This is a genomic window from Paenibacillus sp. FSL E2-0177 (genome assembly GCF_037992975.1).
GTDB lineage: Bacteria > Bacillota > Bacilli > Paenibacillales > Paenibacillaceae > Paenibacillus_AQ > Paenibacillus_AQ odorifer.
In genome coordinates, this window is record NZ_CP150307.1 from 3,400,911 (window position 1) to 3,423,123 (window position 22,213).

General features: G+C 40.3%; 20 protein-coding genes. 18 read left to right on the plus strand and 2 right to left on the minus strand.

Annotation, left to right across the window (positions count from 1 at the left end; translation table 11 throughout):
• Positions 1–5: 5 nt before the first annotated feature.
• The 17 genes from MHI25_RS15295 (at position 6) to MHI25_RS15375 (ending at position 20,773) form a co-directional block, all read left to right on the plus strand.
• Positions 6–1,568 (plus strand): extracellular solute-binding protein, encoded by a 1,563-nt coding sequence (locus MHI25_RS15295; protein ID WP_076125644.1) that lies wholly within the window; start codon positions 6–8, stop codon positions 1,566–1,568.
• Between the two features lie 59 nt (positions 1,569–1,627).
• Positions 1,628–2,827: a glucuronate isomerase gene (locus MHI25_RS15300; protein ID WP_340395623.1), complete on the plus strand. Its 1,200-nt coding sequence runs from the start codon at positions 1,628–1,630 to the stop codon at positions 2,825–2,827.
• A gap of 16 nt (positions 2,828–2,843) precedes the next feature.
• Positions 2,844–3,875: a glycoside hydrolase family protein gene (locus MHI25_RS15305; protein WP_339174252.1), complete on the plus strand. Its 1,032-nt coding sequence runs from the start codon at positions 2,844–2,846 to the stop codon at positions 3,873–3,875.
• 47 nt (positions 3,876–3,922) lie between these two features.
• Positions 3,923–5,089, plus strand: coding sequence for a glycoside hydrolase family 88 protein (locus MHI25_RS15310; protein WP_340395624.1), 1,167 nt, complete (start codon positions 3,923–3,925; stop codon positions 5,087–5,089).
• The gene (locus tag MHI25_RS15315) at positions 5,083–6,885 is read left to right on the plus strand and encodes an alpha-L-fucosidase (protein WP_340395625.1); all 1,803 of its coding nucleotides are present in this window, start codon (positions 5,083–5,085) and stop codon (positions 6,883–6,885) included. The genes MHI25_RS15310 and MHI25_RS15315 overlap by 7 nt, the downstream gene beginning before the upstream one ends.
• 238 nt (positions 6,886–7,123) lie before the next feature.
• Positions 7,124–7,867 (plus strand): metal ABC transporter ATP-binding protein, encoded by a 744-nt coding sequence (locus MHI25_RS15320; protein ID WP_305953547.1) that lies wholly within the window; start codon positions 7,124–7,126, stop codon positions 7,865–7,867.
• Positions 7,860–8,702, plus strand: coding sequence for a metal ABC transporter permease (locus tag MHI25_RS15325; RefSeq protein ID WP_036677866.1), 843 nt, complete (start codon positions 7,860–7,862; stop codon positions 8,700–8,702). Before MHI25_RS15320 ends, MHI25_RS15325 begins: the two co-directional genes overlap by 8 nt.
• The gene (locus MHI25_RS15330) at positions 8,699–9,619 is read left to right on the plus strand and encodes a zinc ABC transporter substrate-binding protein (RefSeq protein ID WP_340395626.1); all 921 of its coding nucleotides are present in this window, start codon (positions 8,699–8,701) and stop codon (positions 9,617–9,619) included. Before MHI25_RS15325 ends, MHI25_RS15330 begins: the two co-directional genes overlap by 4 nt.
• Positions 9,620–9,832: 213 nt before the next feature.
• Complete coding sequence (locus MHI25_RS15335) at positions 9,833–10,723, plus strand: hypothetical protein (protein ID WP_036677862.1); 891 nt, start codon at positions 9,833–9,835, stop codon at positions 10,721–10,723.
• Positions 10,724–10,945: 222 nt separating this feature from the next.
• Entirely contained in the window at positions 10,946–12,868 is a 1,923-nt protein-coding gene (locus tag MHI25_RS15340) for a BglG family transcription antiterminator (RefSeq protein WP_340395627.1), read from the plus strand.
• 143 nt (positions 12,869–13,011) lie between these two features.
• On the plus strand, positions 13,012–13,329 hold the full coding sequence (locus MHI25_RS15345) for a PTS sugar transporter subunit IIB (protein WP_036677859.1): 318 nt from the start codon (positions 13,012–13,014) through the stop codon (positions 13,327–13,329).
• A 23-nt stretch (positions 13,330–13,352) separates the two neighbouring features.
• Positions 13,353–13,676: a PTS lactose/cellobiose transporter subunit IIA gene (locus MHI25_RS15350; protein ID WP_051490993.1), complete on the plus strand. Its 324-nt coding sequence runs from the start codon at positions 13,353–13,355 to the stop codon at positions 13,674–13,676.
• A 59-nt stretch (positions 13,677–13,735) separates the two neighbouring features.
• Positions 13,736–15,034: a PTS cellobiose transporter subunit IIC gene (celB, locus tag MHI25_RS15355; protein WP_038571015.1), complete on the plus strand. Its 1,299-nt coding sequence runs from the start codon at positions 13,736–13,738 to the stop codon at positions 15,032–15,034.
• Positions 15,035–15,076: 42 nt separating this feature from the next.
• Positions 15,077–16,549: a 6-phospho-beta-glucosidase gene (gene ascB, locus MHI25_RS15360; protein WP_076278465.1), complete on the plus strand. Its 1,473-nt coding sequence runs from the start codon at positions 15,077–15,079 to the stop codon at positions 16,547–16,549.
• Positions 16,550–16,765: 216 nt separating this feature from the next.
• Positions 16,766–17,086, plus strand: a complete 321-nt coding sequence (locus MHI25_RS15365) for a metalloregulator ArsR/SmtB family transcription factor (RefSeq protein ID WP_038571021.1) — start codon at positions 16,766–16,768, stop codon at positions 17,084–17,086.
• A 2-nt stretch (positions 17,087–17,088) separates the two neighbouring features.
• Positions 17,089–17,505 carry an SRPBCC domain-containing protein gene (locus MHI25_RS15370; RefSeq protein ID WP_076125634.1) on the plus strand — a complete coding sequence of 139 codons (417 nt, stop codon included), beginning with the start codon at positions 17,089–17,091 and terminating at the stop codon, positions 17,503–17,505.
• Between the two features lie 103 nt (positions 17,506–17,608).
• Positions 17,609–20,773, plus strand: coding sequence for an ATP-binding cassette domain-containing protein (locus tag MHI25_RS15375; RefSeq protein ID WP_076278466.1), 3,165 nt, complete (start codon positions 17,609–17,611; stop codon positions 20,771–20,773).
• A 68-nt stretch (positions 20,774–20,841) separates the two neighbouring features.
• Here MHI25_RS15375 and MHI25_RS15380 read toward each other — a convergent pair whose 3' ends face one another.
• Both MHI25_RS15380 and MHI25_RS15385 read right to left on the minus strand, forming a co-directional pair.
• Complete coding sequence (locus tag MHI25_RS15380) at positions 20,842–21,237, minus strand: cupin domain-containing protein (RefSeq protein WP_076278467.1); 396 nt, start codon at positions 21,235–21,237, stop codon at positions 20,842–20,844.
• 20 nt (positions 21,238–21,257) lie between these two features.
• Entirely contained in the window at positions 21,258–21,578 is a 321-nt protein-coding gene (locus MHI25_RS15385) for a carboxymuconolactone decarboxylase family protein (RefSeq protein ID WP_076125630.1), read from the minus strand.
• Positions 21,579–21,747: 169 nt separating this feature from the next.
• Between MHI25_RS15385 and MHI25_RS15390 the strand changes: the two genes are divergently transcribed.
• Positions 21,748–22,173: a MerR family transcriptional regulator gene (locus tag MHI25_RS15390; RefSeq protein WP_076190371.1), complete on the plus strand. Its 426-nt coding sequence runs from the start codon at positions 21,748–21,750 to the stop codon at positions 22,171–22,173.
• The last annotated feature ends 40 nt before the right edge of the window (positions 22,174–22,213 follow it).

Genomic DNA, 22,213 nt, shown 5'->3' on the forward strand with positions numbered 1-22,213 from the left:
TCCAGATGAAAAAATGGGTTAGTCTGATCCTATCCACGGCGCTTGTCTCAAGTCTCGTCGCAGGATGCGGAAGCAATGAAACATCGGACGGTAACGTCGATGCAGCAGGCGAAACAAAACCGCTTAAATTTAGTATTTCGTTAAACACAAGCGGAAACGCTTACACGGAAAGTTCTAAAGACATTAACACCGATAAGTGGGTCAAGGAGTTAGAGAAACGGGCGAATGTCGATTTAGACATTAAGTTAATTCCTTTGAAGGACTTTGATTCCAAAATGGCTGTTATGTTTGCCGGCGGTGATATCCCGGATGTGGTTCAAAATGTCGGAGGGGCTACGGATAAATCGATGGCGGGGTCGGTTCAGGCTGGTGTTTTTATGCCGCTGGATGATCTGCTGAAGGAGAATGCGCCCAACCTGATGAAGGTTGTCCCGCAGGAAGCATGGGATGAAGTCAGCTACGACGGAAAAATATATGGCATTCCGACTTGGCTCAGCAATCCGTCTCGACGTGCCACCTTTATCCGAACTGATTTATTGGAGAAAACTGGCCTTCCGGTACCAGTAACGATTGAAGATTTCTTGAATGTGCTGCGCGCTTTTAAGAAACTCGGTGTGAGCGCTCCTTATCAGATGCGTGAGAACTTCAAGTATGCAGATATCGCATTTGGTGCATATGACGCGCTTGGCTATCAGTTTACAGAGGATAATGGAGAGATCGTACCCAAATTTTATAATTCCGAGAATATGGAAAAAGCACTGAACGTATACAAGACGATGTATGACGAAGGCCTCATTCAGAAGGATTTTGCGACAATTCAAACGGCACAGTATGGTGAAAATATTGCTGCAGGCAATGCAGGGATCTGGACAGCTAATGCGCAGAATCTCCTGGATTTCCGGACCCAGATCGCCGCGTCCAATCCGGAAGCGAAAGTGGATATTATCTCGTCGCCAACCGGTGACAATGGACAAAAAGGATACGGTTTGTATAGTTCGGTCAATACCTCACTGTATATCAACAATAAGGTCAGTAAAGAAAAGGCTGCCCGGATTGTCCAAATGTTTGAATGGATGCAGACCCCGGAAGCCAGTAATTTCTATAGCTTTGGGATTGAAGGCGAGAATTACACGGTAAAAGACGGAAAAGTTGATTATAAGCTGCCAGAGAACAAGGCTGCCCAAGATGAAGAGAAATTCCGCACACAGCTGCGCTGGGTAGGGGACGGAACAATCAACCGCGAACGAACTGAGCTGCTTACGGGTGGTAAAGATGTTTTGAAAGCATTGGATGAAACTCTGAGTAAAGAAGGCTTAGGGGGCATCGGATTTGTACCTGATCTGGAGTCTTTCAGCAAGTTCCCTGATCTTGCCTCCAAACGTCCCGATCAGGCACCAAAACTGATCATAGACCATATGGTCAAAATGATTTATGGCAAAGAACCGATTAGCGATTTCCCAAAAGTCATCGAGGAATATAAGCAAAAGGGCGGCGAAGAAATCTTAAAAGAAGCAACAGAACGCTACAAAAATAATGAGGGAATCCTTAATCAGCAAAGCCGGAAATAGATAGATTCTCAGGAAGCCTCTTCATTCGAAGGGCTTCCTGCCAGTTAGGAGGGAGAACAATGAGTCAAACTGCTCTGTGTGATGAAATCATGCGTCTGCCTGTAATCGATACACATACCCATCTCGTCGGCGATAAGCTAAACGCGGCTGACTTCTGGGAAATAGCCGATTATTTCTGGTTGAACCAAGAGCTTCAGTCAGCAGGATATCCGGCGGATGCGGACCAACTTTCGAAAGAGAAGCGGACTGACTCTTTTGTTAGAGCTTACCACGCTTCCCGTAATACGATGATGAATCGTGCTTTTACAGCAATCATGAAAGATTTGTACGGTATCTCCATCACTGATTCAGAGTCGGTGTTCAAAGCGGATATAACGGTTAAACAGCAAAGTAACGATCCCGGCTGGGCGCAAAACGTAGCTGACCGTCTGCATGTGCAGCGGTTTATTGTAAACCGTCCGGAGCATGCCAACTTTGCACACATGAGAGAAAATGCTCTACTGATTCCTCGAATTGACTCCTGGCTGCCTGAGCTGGCAAAGAATATTGCAGATGCCTCTGATCCCAGCCGGGAAGCGGCTTATACTCAAGCGAAAAAGTTTATTAGCGAGCAGTTGCACTCATATCAGACGATGGGCTGTCCGGGAATCATGACTACGTTGCCAGCCTTTGAAGCCAATGCTCATGATGTTTACAATCTTAGCAGCGTAACTGAACCGGATGAAATCATGATGCTGCTCCTTCATCATATCTGTTCGGAACTGCAAGTAAGAGGAATGTTCTTGCAGCTGTTTCTCGGCGTCGAACGCAGATGGTGTAATACATCGGCTGCGCCAGTTAACGATCCGCTACGGATTGTTAAACTGTATGGTTTGTTTGAACGGTATTCCATTCCATTTGAGCTGGTGGTGGCTTCAGAATTAAATAACCTGGATATTGTGCAGGCTGCATGGAATTTCCCTAACGTTCATGTAGGTGGGATGTGGTGGTATAACTTCAGACCCAGTACCTATTTGCAGAGCATGCAGTATCGGTTGGAGGCACTCGCCCCGCTCAAGTGTTCGCTCATTGTCTCGGATGCGCGCTGTATCGAATGGACATATGGCAAGCTGCTGATCGTTAAAAAAATACTTGCGCGATTTTTGGAAAGTCAAATAGCGGAAGGCTGGATCAGCCGGGAGGAGGCGCTGAATATTGCTGCGGAATGGCTACATGGCAGTGCTGCTAAACGTTATGGACTAACAGATGTAAAGCAATAAGCCGTGGAGGGAGAATATGACTTTTTCATTGATGGACCGAATGTTGCCTGCTCCTTTGAACGGAGGGTTCCGCATGGAGGATTGGTGGGTGTGGTGCGGTTCAGCTGTGCATGGCGAGGATGGGCGTTTTCATTTATTTGCATCCCGTTGGCCGAAGTGGCTGCCGATGCATCCGGGATGGTTACTTCGCTCAGAAATTGTCCGCGCATCTGCCGATAACGCGGAAGGACCCTATACGTACCAAGAAACCGTACTACCCGCAAGGGGAGCGGAATACTGGGACGGACGAAGCACCCATAATCCGCATATCCTTCGTTATGGTGATAAGTATCTGTTGTATTATATGGGTTCAACTCATCCATTCGCTGAGCCGCAGCCTAATGAAACAGTGGAATTTGACGACTATCGGGTGATTGCCGCTCGTGCCAACAAACGTGTTGGCTTAGCTATAGCCGACAGTGTATTCGGACCATGGATAAGGATGGACGCACCTATTCTGCCTACACGTCCGGGCAGGTTCGACAGCTTTCTCACATCCAATCCGGCTCCTTGTATCCGCGAAGATGGCTCCTTGCTATTGGTATATAAAGCCCGCAAATACGAGGGCAATTCCTATGGACAGATGACGCTTGGCATTGCCGGTTCATCTAAGGACGAAGGGCCATATAAAGTAATTAACAACGCACCGCTGTTTCCACCAGAGCGGTCTCATATTGAAGATCCATTTATCTGGCGGACCACGGACGGGTACCAAATGATCGCCAAGGATATGGATGGCCGGATATGTGGAGAAAAGCACGGTGGGATATTTGCATCATCTACGGATGGAACCGACTGGCAGCTGGCTGATTCAACGCAATCGTATTCCCGGCGGGTACTCTGGGAGGACGGCACAGAGCAGTGGATGGGAAGCTTTGAACGTCCGTTCCTATTATTTCAAGAAGGGGTCCCTACCCATTTATTCGCTGCAGTAGCAGATGGACCGGGAGGGTTTCGAAATGCGAAGCACACTTGGAATATGGTAATTCCACTACGGACAACGCTTTAAGAAATTAAATTTCATAAATATCATCAGTGTTTACAGGAGGAACTAAAATGAGTGAAGTAATACCAACTCAACAAACTCGCGGACTGGCAATTTCGGAGTCTACTCTGGAATGGGCGGATGGCGCTTGGCAACAAATTGTAAATAAAGTGGAAATGACTAGTAAGCGAATTGGTGTTAGTTTTCCGCATGCTTCCGTGAGCGGAGTATACGACAACATGCGTCCATCGTGGTGGACAGCAGGGTTCTGGCCGGGTATTTTGTGGCAGATTGCCGCAGAAGGTAATCATCCGGCGCTGCAAGAAATCGCCGAGCAAATTGAAGAGAAATTGGATGAACCTCTTTATGCCCTTACCGTACATCATGATGCTGGTTTTATATGGACACTCTCAGCTTTGGCCAATTACCGAGTGACTGGTAATGAACGCTCCAAGCAGCGCGGGTTGATGGCTGCTGCTCAACTGGCCAGCCGCTTTAACCTGAAAGGGTCATTTATCAGAGCCTGGCATGACACGGAGAAGATAAACCGGGCGGGATGGTCCATCATTGATACTGTAATGAATCTGCCCTTACTATACTGGGCATCGGAAGTTACAGAGGATCCGCGTTTCCGGCATATCGCCGCTGCGCATGCGGAAACGGTAGTTGAGCATTTTTTACGTCCGGATGGATCAAGTTATCATATTCTGGAGTTCAACCCGGAATCAGGCGAAAAAATCGGCGCTATGGCCGGCCAAGGTTATGCGGAAGAATCCGCTTGGGCACGGGGCAGCGCATGGATGATTTACGGTCTTACTTTGTCTTTTCACTATACCAGAGAGAATAAGTTTCTAACGGGAGCTAAAAGAGCTGCGCACTTCTTCTTAGCTAATCTTCCGGAGGATCATGTACCTCACTGGGATTTCAGGGCACCTGATGCAGGCGAAAAGCCGCGTGATACCTCTGCTGGTGCATGTGCGGCATGTGGCTTGATTGAGCTGGCAAAGATCGTACCACAGGCGGAAGCCTCTTTTTACCTACGAGCCGCAGAACAAATCGTTCGCTCACTTTATGAGAATTATGGGACTTGGGACATTCCGGAAGAGGAGGGCTTGATTCTTTCTGGAACATCCAATCTTCCAGGGGGTGTGCACATTGATACGCCACTGATATATGGCGATTATTTCTTCGTCGAGGCTGTATCTAAACTCCGCGGAGCCGTTCTTCAGTTATGGTAAGGAACGGAAAAACAACAGAAAACCTTCTCGATGATCCGTATAGTATACAGTCGGTCGAAACTCCGATAGATAACGAGCAGGCTCGGCGTATGGAATGGTGGCAGGAAGCCAGGCTCGGCTTGTTTATTCACTGGGGCCCTTATGCCCTGCCTGCGGGTGAATGGAAGGGAAAAGAAATACAAGCTTCTTACAGTGAGCATATTATGCTACGCGCGAAGATCCCAGTGGCTGAATATGAGGAAATGGCCGCAGCGTTCAATCCATCAGCTTTTGATGCAATGAAGTGGGTGCGGACTGCCAAGCGTGCTGGCCTAAAATATATCATCTTTACAGCTAAACATCACGACGGCTTCGCGATGTATGACTCGAGTGTATCCGAATATTCGATCGTCAAGCACACCTCATTGGGCCGTGATCCCCTTTGGGAACTAATGGAGGCATGTCGTGCGGAAGAAATGGTACTCGGAATTTACTACTCTCATGCGATGGATTGGCATGATCCAGACTCTCAAGGGAATACCTGGGATTATCCACTGAATATCGGCGCTTACGATGACGTTCAAACGTGGATAAATGATACCGATAAACGCACCCGCTTTGAACGATATTTGCACAGCAAATCAATCCCTCAAGTCCGTGAGCTGCTGATGGACTACGGCAAAGTTGGTTTAATATGGTTTGATTGCGGAGGCAAACTGACCCGTGAGCAAGGAGAAGCGTTTTTGGCGGCGGTTCATGCAATTCAGCCAGATTGTTTGGTCAATAGCAGAGTATGGAAAGCACCACTTGGAGATTATGCAAATACATCTGATAATCAACTTACGACTCGTAACCTTGGTAAGTACTGGGAGAATATTATTACGTTAAACGACTCATGGGGGTATAAGAGATCCGATCACCATTGGAAATCCCCTGTAACTATCATCCGCCAGATCATCGATGTTGTAAGTAAAAATGGAAATCTGGGAATCAATATCGGCCCAACAGCAACAGGGGAATGGGATCCGGTATCCGAATCCATTTTGCTTGATTTAGGAGATTGGTTAAATACCAATGGGGATAGCATTTACGGTGCTGGAGAATCGCCCACAGCCAAACCGTCATGGGGCAGATGCACTCTGAAAGGAAACACATTATATCTGCATGTTTTCGATCTTAAGAAGAGAAATAAGCTAATCGTCCCCGGTCTGAAGACCGCTGTTCAAAAGGTATTTGCTTTAGATGGAGGGGAGGAGCTGATTTTCACAAAGCTATCTGAGCAGGATCTGGAAGTCGAACTCCCCAGCTTACCGAACTTTGCCGAAAATTCTAACAACATGCCGCTGGTCATCGCAATTGTCTGTGCAGAACCTGTAGAAGGTAATCCAGTCCGATTATTGGAATTTGGAGAAGATACCTTACAAGAATTAGGGGTATTTGAAAGTGAGATCGTTGGTCCAACCCTCCGTTACGATACAGGAAAAAAAGACCATGATAATCTGTTGGACTGGAAGGATAGAGAGGATACCGCAATTTGGCATGTCCGGACATTAGGTCCGGTAAGATTTCAGGTTAGTATCGAATATCGCAGCGAAGAAGGAGAGAATGGTGGTGGCGGAGTCTACCTCATCAAGGCAGCGGATCAAATTTTACAAGCTAAAGTTCATTCTACTGATGGGGTTAGTAATTTTCAAAGCTTTCAAGTAGGTGAGCTGTATTTCCCCACGGCAGGAGAATATACGATTCAATTGCAGGCAGAGGGTATTACAGGAGGTTATTTGATGCAGCCTAGATGTTTAAAACTACTGCAACTATGAGATTTTTATATTGAAATAATGCAAAAGAACTCAAATCACTTGGGTTCTTTTTTTTGTTGATTTAAGGAATATTGTTGACATATTGCCCTCGGGTAAATATATTGTATATAAGAATAAAAGTTTACCTAGGGAAACAAATTGAATCAAAGGAATCATTGTTTCTATTGGGAAATAAATTAACAGGATGAACAGAACAGTGCTACATATGAACTTAACAGAGATAAGGAGTTTTTTTATGATTGAAATCAAAAACCTAAACGTAGATTATTTCGGTAATTCTGCACTAGAAAATGTAAATATTGATATCCCCTTTGGGTATACAATCGGAATTATCGGACCAAATGGTGCGGGAAAATCTACATTCATCAAGTCATTGCTAGAGGTGATAAAGAAGAGAACAGGATCAGTTATGGTGGAGGGAAAAGATATTTCTGAGTACAAACGGAAGATCGCATATGTGCCGCAAAAGAATGACATTGATCTTTCTTTTCCAATCACGGTAAGGGATACAGTGCTGACTGGAACTTACCCTAATTTGCGAATCTTCCAGCGTCCCGGAAAAACAGAGCGGCAAAGAGTCGAGGAATGTATGGCGATGGTGGATATAAGTGATCTTGCGAATAAACAAATCAGCAATCTGTCCGGGGGACAACTCCAAAGAGTTTTTATCGCCAGGGCACTTGCACAACAAGCAAATGTATTTTTTTTAGATGAACCTTTTGTAGGCATAGATTTAGTCAGTGAGAAAATCATTGTAAAGCTGCTAAAACAACTTCGCGAAGAAGGAAAAACCATACTCATCGTTCATCACGATTTGCATGAGGTCGAAGAATATTTTGACAAAGTCATCATTCTCAATAAGAAATTAATTGCTTTTGGTGACGTTAAAGACACCTTTACGCCAGAGAATATCCTCAGCGCCTATGGTGCCTCCTTAGGTAATCTGGTGATCAAAGGGATGGGGGCGACAGATCATGATTGATTATTTCTCAGGAGTATTAAACATTCCGATATATGCACTTAACGCGGGATTATCTGCTATCATTCTTGGAATTGTATCAGGGGTTTTAGGAAGCTTTATTGTACTTAGAAAGATGTCATTAATGGGAGATGCGTTATCACATGCGGTGTTACCCGGGGTGGCATTATCTTATATCTTAGGCATCAACATTCTTCTTGGAGCTTCACTATTTGGACTATTAGCAGCGGTTCTCATTCAATTTATTACAAGTCGAAGCAATATTAAAAGTGACACCTCTATCGGCATTATTCTCAGCTCATTTTTTGCGCTAGGTATCGTCCTAATTACTTTTGCCAAAAGCGGGCTTGATCTAACTCACATTCTGTTTGGTAATATTCTGGCCGTCCCACAGTCGGAGTTAATGCAATCCTTTATTATTATGATTGTTGTTATTGCCATCATTTCATTGCTGTATAAAGAGCTTTTAATGAGTTCGTTTGATCCGGTTGTTTCCAAAGCCTATGGGTTAAAAACAGGGTTCTATCATTATTTATTGATGATGCTCCTATCTGTGGTTACCGTATCTTCGTTATCTCAAGTAGGAATTGTGCTTGTGATTGCAATGCTGGTTATTCCGGCTGCTACATCCTATCTCTGGACGAATAAGCTGTTCCACATGATTATCCTGGCTTCTACAATCGGCGCTGTATCCGGGATTATAGGTGTAATTGTAAGCTTTAAATTCAATTTACCTACAAGTGCCACGATTGTTCTGGTCGGCGTAAGCATGTTCGGAATTTCATTTATAATCTCACCCAAAAATAATTTTTTCAGGAAAGGGTTGAAACAAGGATGAAGACCATAAAAATACTCTCTTTGACAATGTTTATCGTACTTCTTACCGCATGCTCAAAGGTTAGTGAAGGAGAAGCAGACCATGATAAGCTGCAGATTGTTGCAACGTACTCCATTATCGCTGATATGACCGAAAACATTGTAGGGGAGAAAGCTGAAGTTTACAGTATGGTACCCATCGGAACAGATCCGCATATGTACGATCCATTACCCAAGGATACAAGTAAGGTTTTTAGCGCAGATTTAGTGTTTTATAACGGTTTGAACCTAGAAACAGGTAAGGGGTGGTTTCAAGATCTTCTAGATGTGACTAATAAAAAGGATGTTGCTTTTGCAGTCTCAGATGAAGTATCTCCAATGTACCTAACAGAAAAAGGAAAAGAAACACAGGTAGATCCTCATGCCTGGCTGGATATTCAGAATTCAATAAAATATGTAGATATCATCACAAAACGTGTAATCGAAAAAGATCCCGACAACAAAGAATTTTATCTTAATAATCAATCGGAATATGTGAAGAAACTGAATGAATTGGATCAATATGCAAAAGAAGCAGTCGAAAAAATTCCACAAGAGAAACGTATCCTTGTTACCAGCGAAGGAGCATTCAAATATTTTTCCAAAGCTTACGGATTTGAATCAGCTTTTATCTGGGAGATCAATACGGATAGTCAAGGAACGCCTGAACAAATGAAAAACATAATTAAGATCATTGATGAAAATCAAGTGCCTGCATTATTTCTGGAAACTAGCGTAAATCCAAAAACAATGGAAACTATCGCAAATGAAACGGGAGTACCGATACACTCTAAGATTTTCACCGATTCTTTAGCTAAGAAAGGCGAAGAGGGCGACACATACATTAAGATGATCAAATGGAATATTGATAAAGTTATAGAAGGTTTATCACAATCCTAAATGCCTGGCTCCAAGCTTATATCAACCGACAGAAGGTTCAGTTTACAGCTGATTCTTATGTCGGTTTTTTATTGAATAAAATCTACATTCGAGCCTCGAAATAATACGTTTACGCCTTGGGATAACCTGCTACAGGAAATATCTTCTTGTCTACTTTTCAAAAAAATCTTGGTAAGGTAGAGGCTAACACTTAATAAGAGGTGAAGAGTTGTCATGATTAAGAAACACTGTTTGTTCTGTGATGAGATTGTTTCCATTGAACCAGAAGGCGATAACGATAGATATATAGGCTGTTCTTGTTCACCAGGCGGGTTTTATAGTCTACGTAGAGACAGCTACGAACCCATTAATTCGCTCCCGCATCAAAAGAAACGCGACATGCTGCATGTAGTATCGGCTTACATACGTGAGCTGACTGATTGTGATGAAAAGATCACTATATCTGCTGATGATTTAGAGTCCATTGTAAATTCACCCAAAATACCTGTGAGCATTGAAGATAAAGGAAACCGTCTACTGCAATATTTATATAGACATTCTGAAGGCCCGGGGGAAGCGGTTGTCATTCAACCCCTCTCTAGCAGCTATAACTTGACGTATTCTCCCAATCTGCAAGAGCTGGTATACATCATAGACAAGTTGATTAGTGATCAGCTTCTGATCAGGGAAGGCATGACCTTTAAGCTTACTGAAACCGGCTGGAATGAAGCTGCGGAAAGCGCTGGAGGTAAAAAACTAAAACCTTGTCTCGTGCTCGTGTCGGATGAAGAAAATTTGTCTACAACATGGCTGGAGAAGTTATTGCCCAAAATAGAGCAGTGTGGTTTCCTGCCGCGCTTATTAACACATACGAAAACTCAAAACGGCGAAAAATACGAGTTGGATCAAATCGCAGAAAGCAAACTGATTATCGCAGATTTAACGGGGCAATCCCCAGAGGTGTATTTTTCAGCGGGATATGCACTTGGTTTAAACATACCCGTATTATGGACCGTAAACAGTATTGAGGCGGATAAACTTTTTGTACAGCTTAAGGATATTCGTCCTATTGTGTGGGATTCAGCGGAAGAACTAGCAATTATACTGCAGCAGAAGTTGAGTTAACCCGCATATTTCTTGCCCATAACTCCTCAAACGAAGCTGAAATTCAAACAGGTGTCTTCTTAAATGAGGACGCCTGTTTCGTATGTTACTGTAAGAACACTATCAAATTTTCTTAGGAAGTGATATTGTAACCGATATAAAAAAATGAGCAAATGTATGTAAATGTATGCTTCAGTTAATATTAGCTCATATTCATACTCTGGATAAGAAAGAGGGATAGAATTGTTTTCAAAACGGCAAAAAGAAATACTTTTATACTTAATTAATTCTAATCAACCTGTCACAGCTGCATGGATTTCTAAGGAACTGAATGTTAGCGATCGAACGATCCGTAATGATTTGAAAGAGTTACAAAATATATCCGCCATAATAGGACTAAAAATAGAGTTAATTCGTGGGAAAGGCTTCGTTATAAGAATCATCGATAAAGATACATTCTCTCAAAAATTACATGAGTTAACTAATGATAAAATCAATCCTTCTACAGTAGACTTTTCTGAACAAGATAATAGGGTTCTTTATTTGTTGAGTCGGTTTTTATTAGAAAATAAGTATATCAAGTTGGCCACTATTGAAGATGAGATGTTTGTATCTAAATCGACAATCCAAAACGATCTAAAAGAAGTGCGTAAGATACTGGAAAAATACAACCTGAATTTAGTTAATCGGCCTCATTATGGCCTGTTTATAGAGGGCGATGAATTTAAGAAACGAATTTGTTTGTCTAATTTTTTATACAAAAGAGAAGAAAACTCCGATCCAACTTTCGATAACTTTACTTTGTTTGACAAAGAGGTATACACGAAAATTAAAGAAATAATCATCGGCAAAGTAAATAAATACAAAATTGAGATTTCAGATATTTCCTTGGAAAACCTCGCTATTCACTTAATAATAGCTTGTAAACGTATCGAAGAGGGATTTTTAATCGAACAACCGTCGGTAAATCTTATGGAAGAGTATCCTTTTGAAAAAATTGTTACCCATGAAATTGTTAAAGACATAGAAGAGTTCACAGATCTGCTCTTTTCCGATTCAGAGATTAATTATATTATCATCCATTTGGTTGGAACAAAATTGCTGCCGAAAGAAAATCTAACGGAGTACAGTAAGTTCGATGAAGTGGACTCCATTGTCAGCTGTATTTTAAAAAGTTTACAAACTGAGTTGAATTGGGATTTTGGCCATGACCATGAATTTATTCAAGCCCTGACCCTTCACATTAGGCCTGCGATGAATAGATTAAGATACAACATGAATTTTAGAAATCCTCTGTTAAATGATATTAAGACGAGTTTTCCAGCCGCATTCGAAGGAGCACTTATTGCGAGTAAATGTATTAACTACTATTTGGATTCAGAAGTTGGAGAACATGAAGTTGCTTACATTGCTTTGCACATTGGGGTTGCTTTAGAAAGAATGAAAAATAAAAACAAAAAAATAAAACGAGTTATTCTTGTATGTGCGTCTGGTGTTGGAAGTGCCAAATTACTTTATTACCGATTGATCAATTCATTTGAGAATCTATTGCAGATTGTAGACACAATTAGTTTTTACAAATTAGCAGAAACGGACCTATCCTCGATTGATTTTATTATCAGTACAGTTCCGATCAATGAAGATATAGGTATTCCCGTCTATGTTGTAAATACCTTTCTAGAAGCTAAAGACCTCAAAAGAATCAAGGACGTCTTACTGTCTTCAGAACAGGTGGCAGAAACTCATTCTTACCTTGACGCATCTAGAGTATTCGTGAAAAAAGAATTTACCACAAAGGAGAGTGTGATTCATTTTTTAAGCAATGAGCTAACAAAACAAGGACTTGTACCAGAGCATTATGAATCCTTAGTAGTTGAAAGAGAGTCCTATGCACCCACTAGTTTTGGAAATCTTGTCGCTGTTCCACATCCTTCACTTCCTGTTACCTCGGAAACCTTTTGGACAATCTGTACGTTAAAACGTCCTATTCGTTGGAATGATAAGCAAATGGTGCAATTAATTTGTTTATTAAACATTAAAGAAGGAAACAATGTCGACCTAGATAAAATGTATAAAAAGCTAGGATCATTGATAGAGGATAAAGAGATTGTTGTGCAGATCCTTGCTAAGGACTCTGTGGAAGAAATTATACAATTACTAAACTAGAGTGAGTGAGAAACTAGGTACTGCCTTACTATTTGCAATGTAACCGTTTCCTGTTGATTTGGAAAAAGGTTAGCTTAAAAAGAAAGCGATTTAAGTTTACACTAAAGGTGTTCAATAAATGATAATTTTAGGGGGAAGTCAATATGAATACAATTATGTTAGTGTGTTCAGCAGGAATGAGTACAAGCCTTTTAGTAACAAAAATGCAGAAGGTTGTTGAAGAAAAAGGGTTGGATGTCGATGTTTTTGCTAAATCAGCATCTGAAATTGATATTACTTTGCAAGAGAAAAAGGTTGATGTCTTATTGTTAGGACCTCAGGTGAAATATATGAAAAAGCAATTAGAAACAAGATTAGCAGATAAAAACATTCCTATAGAAGCTATTGATATGTTGAATTACGGAATGATGAACGGTGAAAAAGTACTTGAACAAGCCTTGCAATTAATTGAAAGTAAATAGAGATAAGAGAGGAGTAGAGAGAAATGGTAGATGAAGTGAAAGAGGAATACTATACTGTGGCTTTTAACATTATCAGTAATGTAGGCGCAGCTAAAAGCTTAGTAATGGAGGCGCTTTACGCAGCCAAAGAGGGAGAATTTAAAGAGGCACAAGAAAAATTAGAAGAATCAAAGCAATTTTTTAGAGAAGGTCATAAAATGCATAAATCATTAATCAAAAGAGAAGCAAATGGCGAACAGCTTCAATTCTCACTGATCCTTATGCATGCTGAAGACCAACTAATGAGTGTAGAGACCATTTCTTTACTTGTTACGGAAATCATTGAACTTTATAAGCTTTCAAAATAGGATCAAAAAGAAGTGGCATCGCAATAAGAAAATACTTCTTCGGGAGCGTGCAAGAAACTATGGATAAAATAACGAAATTTTTAGAAGATAAGGTAATGCCAGTTGCAGGTAAAATCTCTGGTCAGCGGCATTTACAAGCGCTTCGCGATGCAATGGTTTTAACTATCCCGTTTATTATTATCGGTTCCATTTTTTTAATCTTAGCAAACCTGCCAATTCCAGCCTATTTAGATTTCTTGGTCGCCCATCCAAATATCAAAACAGCTTTACTATATCCGTACAATGGTACATTTAACCTTGTCGCATTAGTTGCAACATTTGCCGTGGGATATAGACTAGCAGAGAGCTATAAAGTGGATCCGCTTTCTTCAGGGGCTGTGGCATTATGTTCATATTTTGTAGTCACTCCATCAACTTCTTTCACAGTAGATGATGTTGTTACAAAAGCAATGAACGTGAATTATTTTTCGAGTCAAGGATTATTTGTAGGATTGTTAACCGCAATCTTCGCAACAGAAATATATCGCAGAATCGTACAAAAAAATATAGTTATTAAAATGCCGGATGGTGTGCCGCCAACAGTTGCTAAATCCTTTACAGCGATTATTCCTGGTTTCTTTGTTATCGTGAGTGTCTGGGGAGTTCGCCTACTTGTTGAGAACTTTACTGGTTTTGATAACGTGCATACCATTGTTGCCAAGCTTCTTCAACAACCATTAACCACTGTTGGAACAAGCTTAGCGGGAACAATTGTTGTGTTCTTGTTAATCAACTTATTATGGGCAATCGGATTACATGGTTCCACCATTGTAGGTTCTGTCATGTTGCCTATCTGGTTGCAATTGACCTCAGAAAATGCTGCAGCCTACGCAGCGGGTTCACCCGTCCATAATATTGTTACAGCAGAATTCAGATATCTTATCTTTATCGGTGGATCTGGTGCAACTCTAGGACTAACGATTGCTATGTTATTCTTTGCGAAGAGCAAACAGCTGAAACAAATGGGTCGACTGACGATTGGACCAGGACTATTTAATATCAATGAACCGTTAATCTTTGGGATGCCTATCGTATTAAACCCAATGATGTTAATCCCATTTCTTATAACACCGATTGTTACTGTTTTGATAACCTATCTCTCCATGGATTTTGGATTAGTAGCGTTGCCAATAGGTGTACTGCCTCCGGGAACAATGCCATTAATTATCGGCGGATATTTGATGACAGGTAGTATCTCGGGAATGATCTTACAAATTGTACTGTTTGCAGTAGCGTTTATTATTTACTATCCGTTCTTTAGAATAATGGATAATCAAAAATATAAAGAAGAACAAGATGCCCTTATCCAACAGGTTTAATCCGTAGCATATGTTTTATTTAACAACAAGGAGGGTTTACACATGTTTGAATTGAAAACGACATTTCCAGAAAACTTTTTATGGGGAGGAGCAGCAGCTGCCAATCAACTAGAAGGAGCAAGTAATGTTGGCGGTAAAGGGCTTTCTCTAGCAGATGTATATATTTTTGACGAAAACACCCCTAAAAAAAACTGGTCTGACCAGTGGCACCTCATGACTCATAAACAAATAGAAGAAGCACAAGATCCCGCAAGTGAAAAGTATTATCCCAAAAGACATGGGGTGGATTTTTATCACCACTATAAAGAAGATATTGCTTTATTGGCCGAAATGGGTTTTAAAGCCTTCCGTATGTCCATTGCTTGGACTCGTATTTTTCCAAATGGGGATGAATTAATCCCTAATGAAGAAGGTCTTGCATTTTATGATCGTGTGTTTGATGAATTGAACAAATATGGAATTGAGCCTATTGTTACTTTATCCCATTATGAAATGCCACTTCATCTAACAACTAAGTATGGAGGTTGGGTGAACCGGAAAGTTATAGATTTCTTTGTTCGCTATGCAACCACTGTAGCTGAAAGATACAAGCATAAAGTGAAATATTGGATGACTTTTAATGAAATTAACTGTGTAGTACACCACCAATATGTAAGTTTAGGGGTTATCGAAGAAAATCACCCGAATATTGAACAAGCAATGTTTCAAGGAGCGCATCATCAATTTGTCGCAAGTGCACTTGCAACCAAAGCGTGTAAAGAAAGTAATCCTCAAGCAATGGTTGGATGTATGGTTAGTTATCAACTTCTTGTTCCTTATAGCTGTGATCCTGACGACGTTCAAGCCACAGTTGATAAACAACGTACCTCTTTATTCTTTACTGATGTTCAAGCGAGAGGTTACTATCCGGCTTACACCGCTCGAATGTTTGCAGAAAAAAATATAGTTCTGAAAACAGAGCCCGAGGATGAACAAATCATGAAAGACTATCCAGTGGATTATGTATCCTTTAGCTACTATATGTCTGGTGCAGTCAGTGCACATCCAGAAAAGATAGAAGGCGCTGAAGGGAATTTGCTTACAGGCGGAGTGAAAAATCCTTATTTACCATCGAGTGATTGGGGTTGGCAGATTGATCCTAAGGGTTTACGAACTGCAATAAACCAATTGTATGACCTCTATCAAAAGCCGGTACTTGTTGCAGAGAATGGCCTAGGTGCCTTAGACGTATTACAAGAAGGCGATGTTATAGAGGATGATTACCGAATTGATTATTTAAAAGAACATATTAAGCAAATAAAAGAAGCCATTGCAGATGGTGTAGATGTAATGGGCTACACAAGCTGGGGTTGCATAGATATGGTGAGTGCAGGAACAAATCAAATGTCCAAACGTTATGGTTACATTTATGTGGACCAAGATGATATGGGCAGAGGTACAAAACGTCGTATAAAGAAAAAATCATTTTATTGGTACAAAAATGTTATCGCTACTAATGGAGAACAATTAGATTAATTATTAAAGCGTACAACGAAATGATTTATCTGGAGGCATTATCAAAAGCAGTCCTATGCTGGACTCGCTTTTGGTAATGCTTTTTTTACTGAATTGTTGACATGTGACCATTTGGTGTCTTATAATCAATTAGACACCAAATGGTGTCCTATTAATTAATAATGATGGATACTAGGTGACATTACAGGAAATATTACGGAAAAGGTGGGGGTGGTTGTGAGCGACAATAGTCAAGTGAGAGATGTTTATGACGCTGTTGCGGATCCAACAAGACGAAAACTTCTTCAAATTCTGGCTGATGTTGATGAATTACCTCTGTATGAGATAACGATTCATTTTGAAATGGGTCGTACAGCCGTTTCGAAGCATTTAAATATACTTAAAGATGCTGGTCTCGTAATTGCTCGAAAGGTTGGCAGAGAGACGAGGTATCGGTTGAATGCCAATCCTTTGAAAGAAATTCAAGATTGGGTATCTTTTTATGAAGGATTCTGGAAACAAAGAATTGATAAATTAAAACTTATATTGGAGGAATAACTATGAAACCAGATGTATCATTAGATTTTCAATTTACAAGTTCGATCGAGAAGGTATGGAATGCTTTAACGGATTCGGATACGCTTGCGAAATGGATCTGGAGTAATGATTTTAAACCCGTCGTTGGTCATAAATTTCAATTCCGTGCTGAGCCAAATGAATGGTGGGATGGAATTGTAGATAGCGAAGTACTCGTCGTGGATGAGCCGCATACGTTATCTTATACTTGGAATAGTGCGGGAGAAAGTACAACTGTTACTTGGACTTTGAGTCAAGATTCAGAGGGGAAGGTTAATCTCCATTTAGATCAATCAGGATTTAGTGAAGAGACGAAAGCCCGCCAAGGAGCCATCGAAGGTGCTAAATATGCTTGGACAAATATGGGTGGTCAGCTCGAAAAGGTATTAGCAGAATTATAATTTCAAGAATAGGGCGCTTTTCTGGAACAAGGAAAGTGCCCTTTTTAATGGAATAAATCATGGCAATACTAGATGAAGAGAATGGAGATGAGATGAGCTTACTATGAAAATAAATCAATTAATTGCGAACAATATTAACAGATTAGAAACGGTACTGCCAGTTGATGAGTCGTTAGGAATTGCTGGTTTGTCTGGATCTGGTAAAACAACTTTTTGTCAAACGATTGGGGAAGAATCAAAAAAACGTCTCGTTTCCTTACTGCCAAAAGCTGAATACCAGTATTTATTCCCCAATATTATGGAGACTAATTTCAGTGCGATCAAAATGGAAGCAATGCCACTTGTTCTTTTTCTTGGTAGATCATCCATATCTTCAAATCCTCGGTCAACCATTGGCACACATACAGGTGTGTTTACTGAAATCCGTGTCACTCTTGCTGAACAATATAATCTCTCTCCAGAGGTTTTTTCATTTAATAATGAATTGGGTTGGTGTCCTGATTGTAAGGGTCGTGGAACTACAAAAAATGTCGAGTGTAAAAAGTGTCAGGGGAAACGCTATAATCAAGCAGCTGAACAATATAAAATTGAATTATTGGATCAAGCAAAGAGTATTTCTGATCTAAACGACTTAAGTATAGAGACCATTTTATCACAGGCAGATATTCTAAAAATAAGTGAAGGTAAACAACAAATTCTGAAAAATATAATCAATATGAATATTGGTTATTTAACATTAAATCGTATTATGGGTACATTATCAGGCGGAGAATTAACACGACTTTACTTGGCAGAATTCATGGCAACAAGTGAAAATACCGTGATTATCATTGATGAAATCTCCGTGGGTCTCGATCACCAAACCCTATTGAAGATTTTAGCGGAGATTAAACAGTTGGGATATAAAAATCAAATTTGGCTCATTGACCATTCTGACACGGTGCTGGACACAGCGGATAAACACTTGTTCTTTGGACCTGGCAGTGGCAAATATGGCGGGAAAATTGTTGAAGAATCACCACGTCCTGAGCCCATCAATAGAGAACTAAATCAGGCAGCACCTGCAGAATATTATCAATTTCATGATCTTTATTGTCGTAATATTCAAATGGCCGAAATTCAGATTCCTCAAAATAGACTGGTAACTTTTACAGGTGAGTCCGGATGTGGTAAATCTACACTGGTTAATGAATGTATGGTCAAAGATTTTCTAAAGCGTTATTCCAAAGATAAGCTGGTGATCGTAGGGCAAGATCGAAATCAGTCGATTACCAGTCGCTCGACCGTTGCCACTTTTCTTGATATTAAAAGGAAACTCACAAAGTACAGTGAGGATATTGATGATATTTTTGAGCGCTCGATTGAAGATATTATTGTTGAACTGCCAAATGAGGACATTGCTCATAAAAGACTAAGCTTATTGATCAAGCTTGGACTTGGTTATTTGACGTTGGAGCGAAAAACACAGTCCTTATCCACGGGTGAATTTCAATGTGTCCATTTAGTTTCTGAGCTGTTTGCGGGCTCAAGAAATCCACATACACTTTTTATTTTTGACGAGCCTTCCAAAGGTTTATCACAAAATATTTTAAATCAATTCATTGACAGCATTAGGGACATTCTGCAGGATGAATATGTCTCCATAATCATGATTGAACATAATTCCTATATGTTAGAGAACTCTGATTTTATCGTTGATTTTGGCAAAAGACAGCTTGCACCTGTGGAGCATCTTGATGTTCTCAGTCAAGATGATTATTATCGTCAACAAAATCCTGCTGATAGTGTGGCACCTGCGCACATTTCTTCAACACTCCAGCTACAAAATGGAATTGACTATTTAAAAGAAAGTCAGATCCCCTATTTTAAAAATGCAGAGAACATCTATAAAGGTGGCATCTTAAAAAGCTTATCCTCCATGGCCCGCCTGATTTATGGTGAATATGAATCGGATACGATTGCGCCTGTCATCGCCATTGATCTGGAACGACACTTGTATAGTCAGTTTACTTTCCTTTATGAAATGGGTGGCTTGATCAACCATATTGTGGCAGCGCATCCCACTAATAAAGATACAAAAAGTTTTGATTTCTATCAATCAGACAATCATTGTCCAAGCTGTAAGGGCCGCCGTGTGATTGAAGAATTTGACTTTGATATTGTTCTTCAGGACAAGAACGTACCCTTTTGGGACGGTTCATTACATCCAGATGCGATGGAGATTCTGAAATTCTATCAATTACCAAAAATAAAATTCATCTTTGATGAGTTAAAGAATGAGCTCGGACAGGATATTAGCAAAAGTTATAATGAGATGACAGAAGCTGAAAAACACACCTTTTTATACGGGTATTGGGAAAAGTCCTTCTATGATAAAGCAGCTAAAGCCTCGAGAACTTGGGATGGCTTTAATACCATTATCGGGAACTATATGGTTATCTCGAAATCGATTATAAAAGAGCATATTAAAGCATCCAAAAAAATGATTACCTGTCCAATTTGTCAAGGAACGGTATTAAATCATCATAAAAAGCTTAAATACGGCGACACTGATATTCGTGAGATTATCGGGATGCCCCTTGATCAAGTTATTAGCACTGTTGGCGAATTACAGGTACTAGAAAAAATGAAAGCCATCGTGGGCGGCGATATGGTTTTGACAGAAGAGGTCTCTCTATTACCCAGGGAAACACAAGTCGCTCTAAAAATGCTTGAACTAGAGTTAGGAAGTTTTGCGCAATATGAAATGGTGTTACAAAATGCCCTGCCATTCTGGGACAGCATTAGCGGCAGTATCGAAACCATCAGCATGAAAAACCGGATTACGATCTGTGATTTTGCCAATATCCACGAAACAAGAGAAAATATCATAGATAAGTATTTCACTAATGGAAAATATAAAAAGCTGACTTATGTCTATGAAGCGTTTGGTTACAAAAAAATCGTCACCTTAATTAATAAGGTTAAAGCAAGCCATCCCTGTCCATTCTGTAAAGGGAAAAAAGTTATTTCGGAAGATGGACTTCATGATGGCGTATATAAATTAACGATTCCCTGTGTTAGTTGTTATGCGAGTGGAATCAATGATGAAGGGCGTAAGGAAGTCGTTGAAGGTATAGATGTTCAAACTTGGCTAACGGGTAAAGTAAGTGACGTTATTTCTGAAAGCTTAAATATTGAAGCTGTTGCTGATATTCCAATTTTCAATCGTATTCGTGAGTTGAATAAACAAGAGATGATGGCAGTTTACCAATTTCTTGAGCAATAAAGTTTAGTTTTCTCAAAAAGACGATATAGAAAAGAAACGCATCGAGTCTATAGACTCGATGCGTTTTTTTATAATTGATTATAAGGCTCATCATCAACAGGTTCTAACCATTCTGTTTCTCCGGGTGAAATGGCTAAGTGGACAAACCAACTGTCTTTTGTAGCACCATGCCAATGTTTTACGTTCGCTGGAATATTCACAACATCCCCGCTTTGGAGGAATTGAGCTGGTTTGCCTTTTTCTTGATACCAACCCTCACCACCGGTAACTAATAATACTTGTCCGATTTTATGGAAGTGCCAGTTATTGCGAGCTCCCGGGGCAAAGGTTACGTTCCCAATAGGCGCATTCAAAGGTGTCGCATCAGTATAAATCATCTGCAAGTATGCATCACCTATAAAATTAGATTCAACCTTTTGTCCGAGTGGAAAGATAGTACTGTTGCTTAGTTGCTCATTAGCCATAATAAAAAAACCTCTTTCGTTTAATTTTTATAAATTTCTTTGGCAATATTAAATGCCGACCAAGCTTTAGGCCACCCTATATAAAACGAAAGGTGCGTGATGATTTCCGCTACTTCATCTTTTGTGACTCCGTTTGCCTTTGCTTTATGCAGATGTGGAGTTAATTGTTCAAAGTTTCCTCCTGATATTAATGCTGAAACTGTAATCATGCTGCGGTCACGTGCAGATAATTCTTTCTCTCTTGACCACACTTCACCGAATAAGATATCATCGTTCAGTTCAGCAAATTTCGGAGCGAATTCTCCTAACAAGTCTCGTCCTGCTGTTTGTTTTTCAGCCATATAAGAACATCCCTTTCATCGATGATTAACTGCTTCAAAATGAAGTATAGACCTTAAAGTACACTTTAAGGCAAGCCATAAAAATGGATTCATACTCCGCCATTTGGTTTTTTATTAATTTAAGTATATCCTTTGAATAGAAACAAAATTAGAAATGGAGGTGGGGATCATGCCTTATTCCATTGGAGAATTTGCAGAAATCGTCGGTGTTAACAAGAGCACGCTCAGATATTATGAATTGGAAGGCTTACTTACTCCACATCGAAGTGACAATAATTTACGCGAATATACAGATCAGGATATAGGTTGGGTTCAATTTTTACTTCATTTAAAAGATTCAGGAATGACGATGGCAGAATTGAAGCAATATACCGAGTGGCGGGCTATGGGGGACGAGACAATTCCTGAACGGAAAAATTTACTTGAACAGCGTAAGCAACAAGTGGAACAAGAAATTAAGGCGTTGCAACAAAACTTAGATATACTGAACCGTAAAATTGTATTTTATAATGATCAACTAACGGGGAATAAATACGAATTCGTCCTTTATCACAATGAAAAGAAATCACATCAAGAAGAAAAAGTAGATTCCTAATAAGTTAAGAGGCAGATGAACAACTTTTGATTATCAAAGG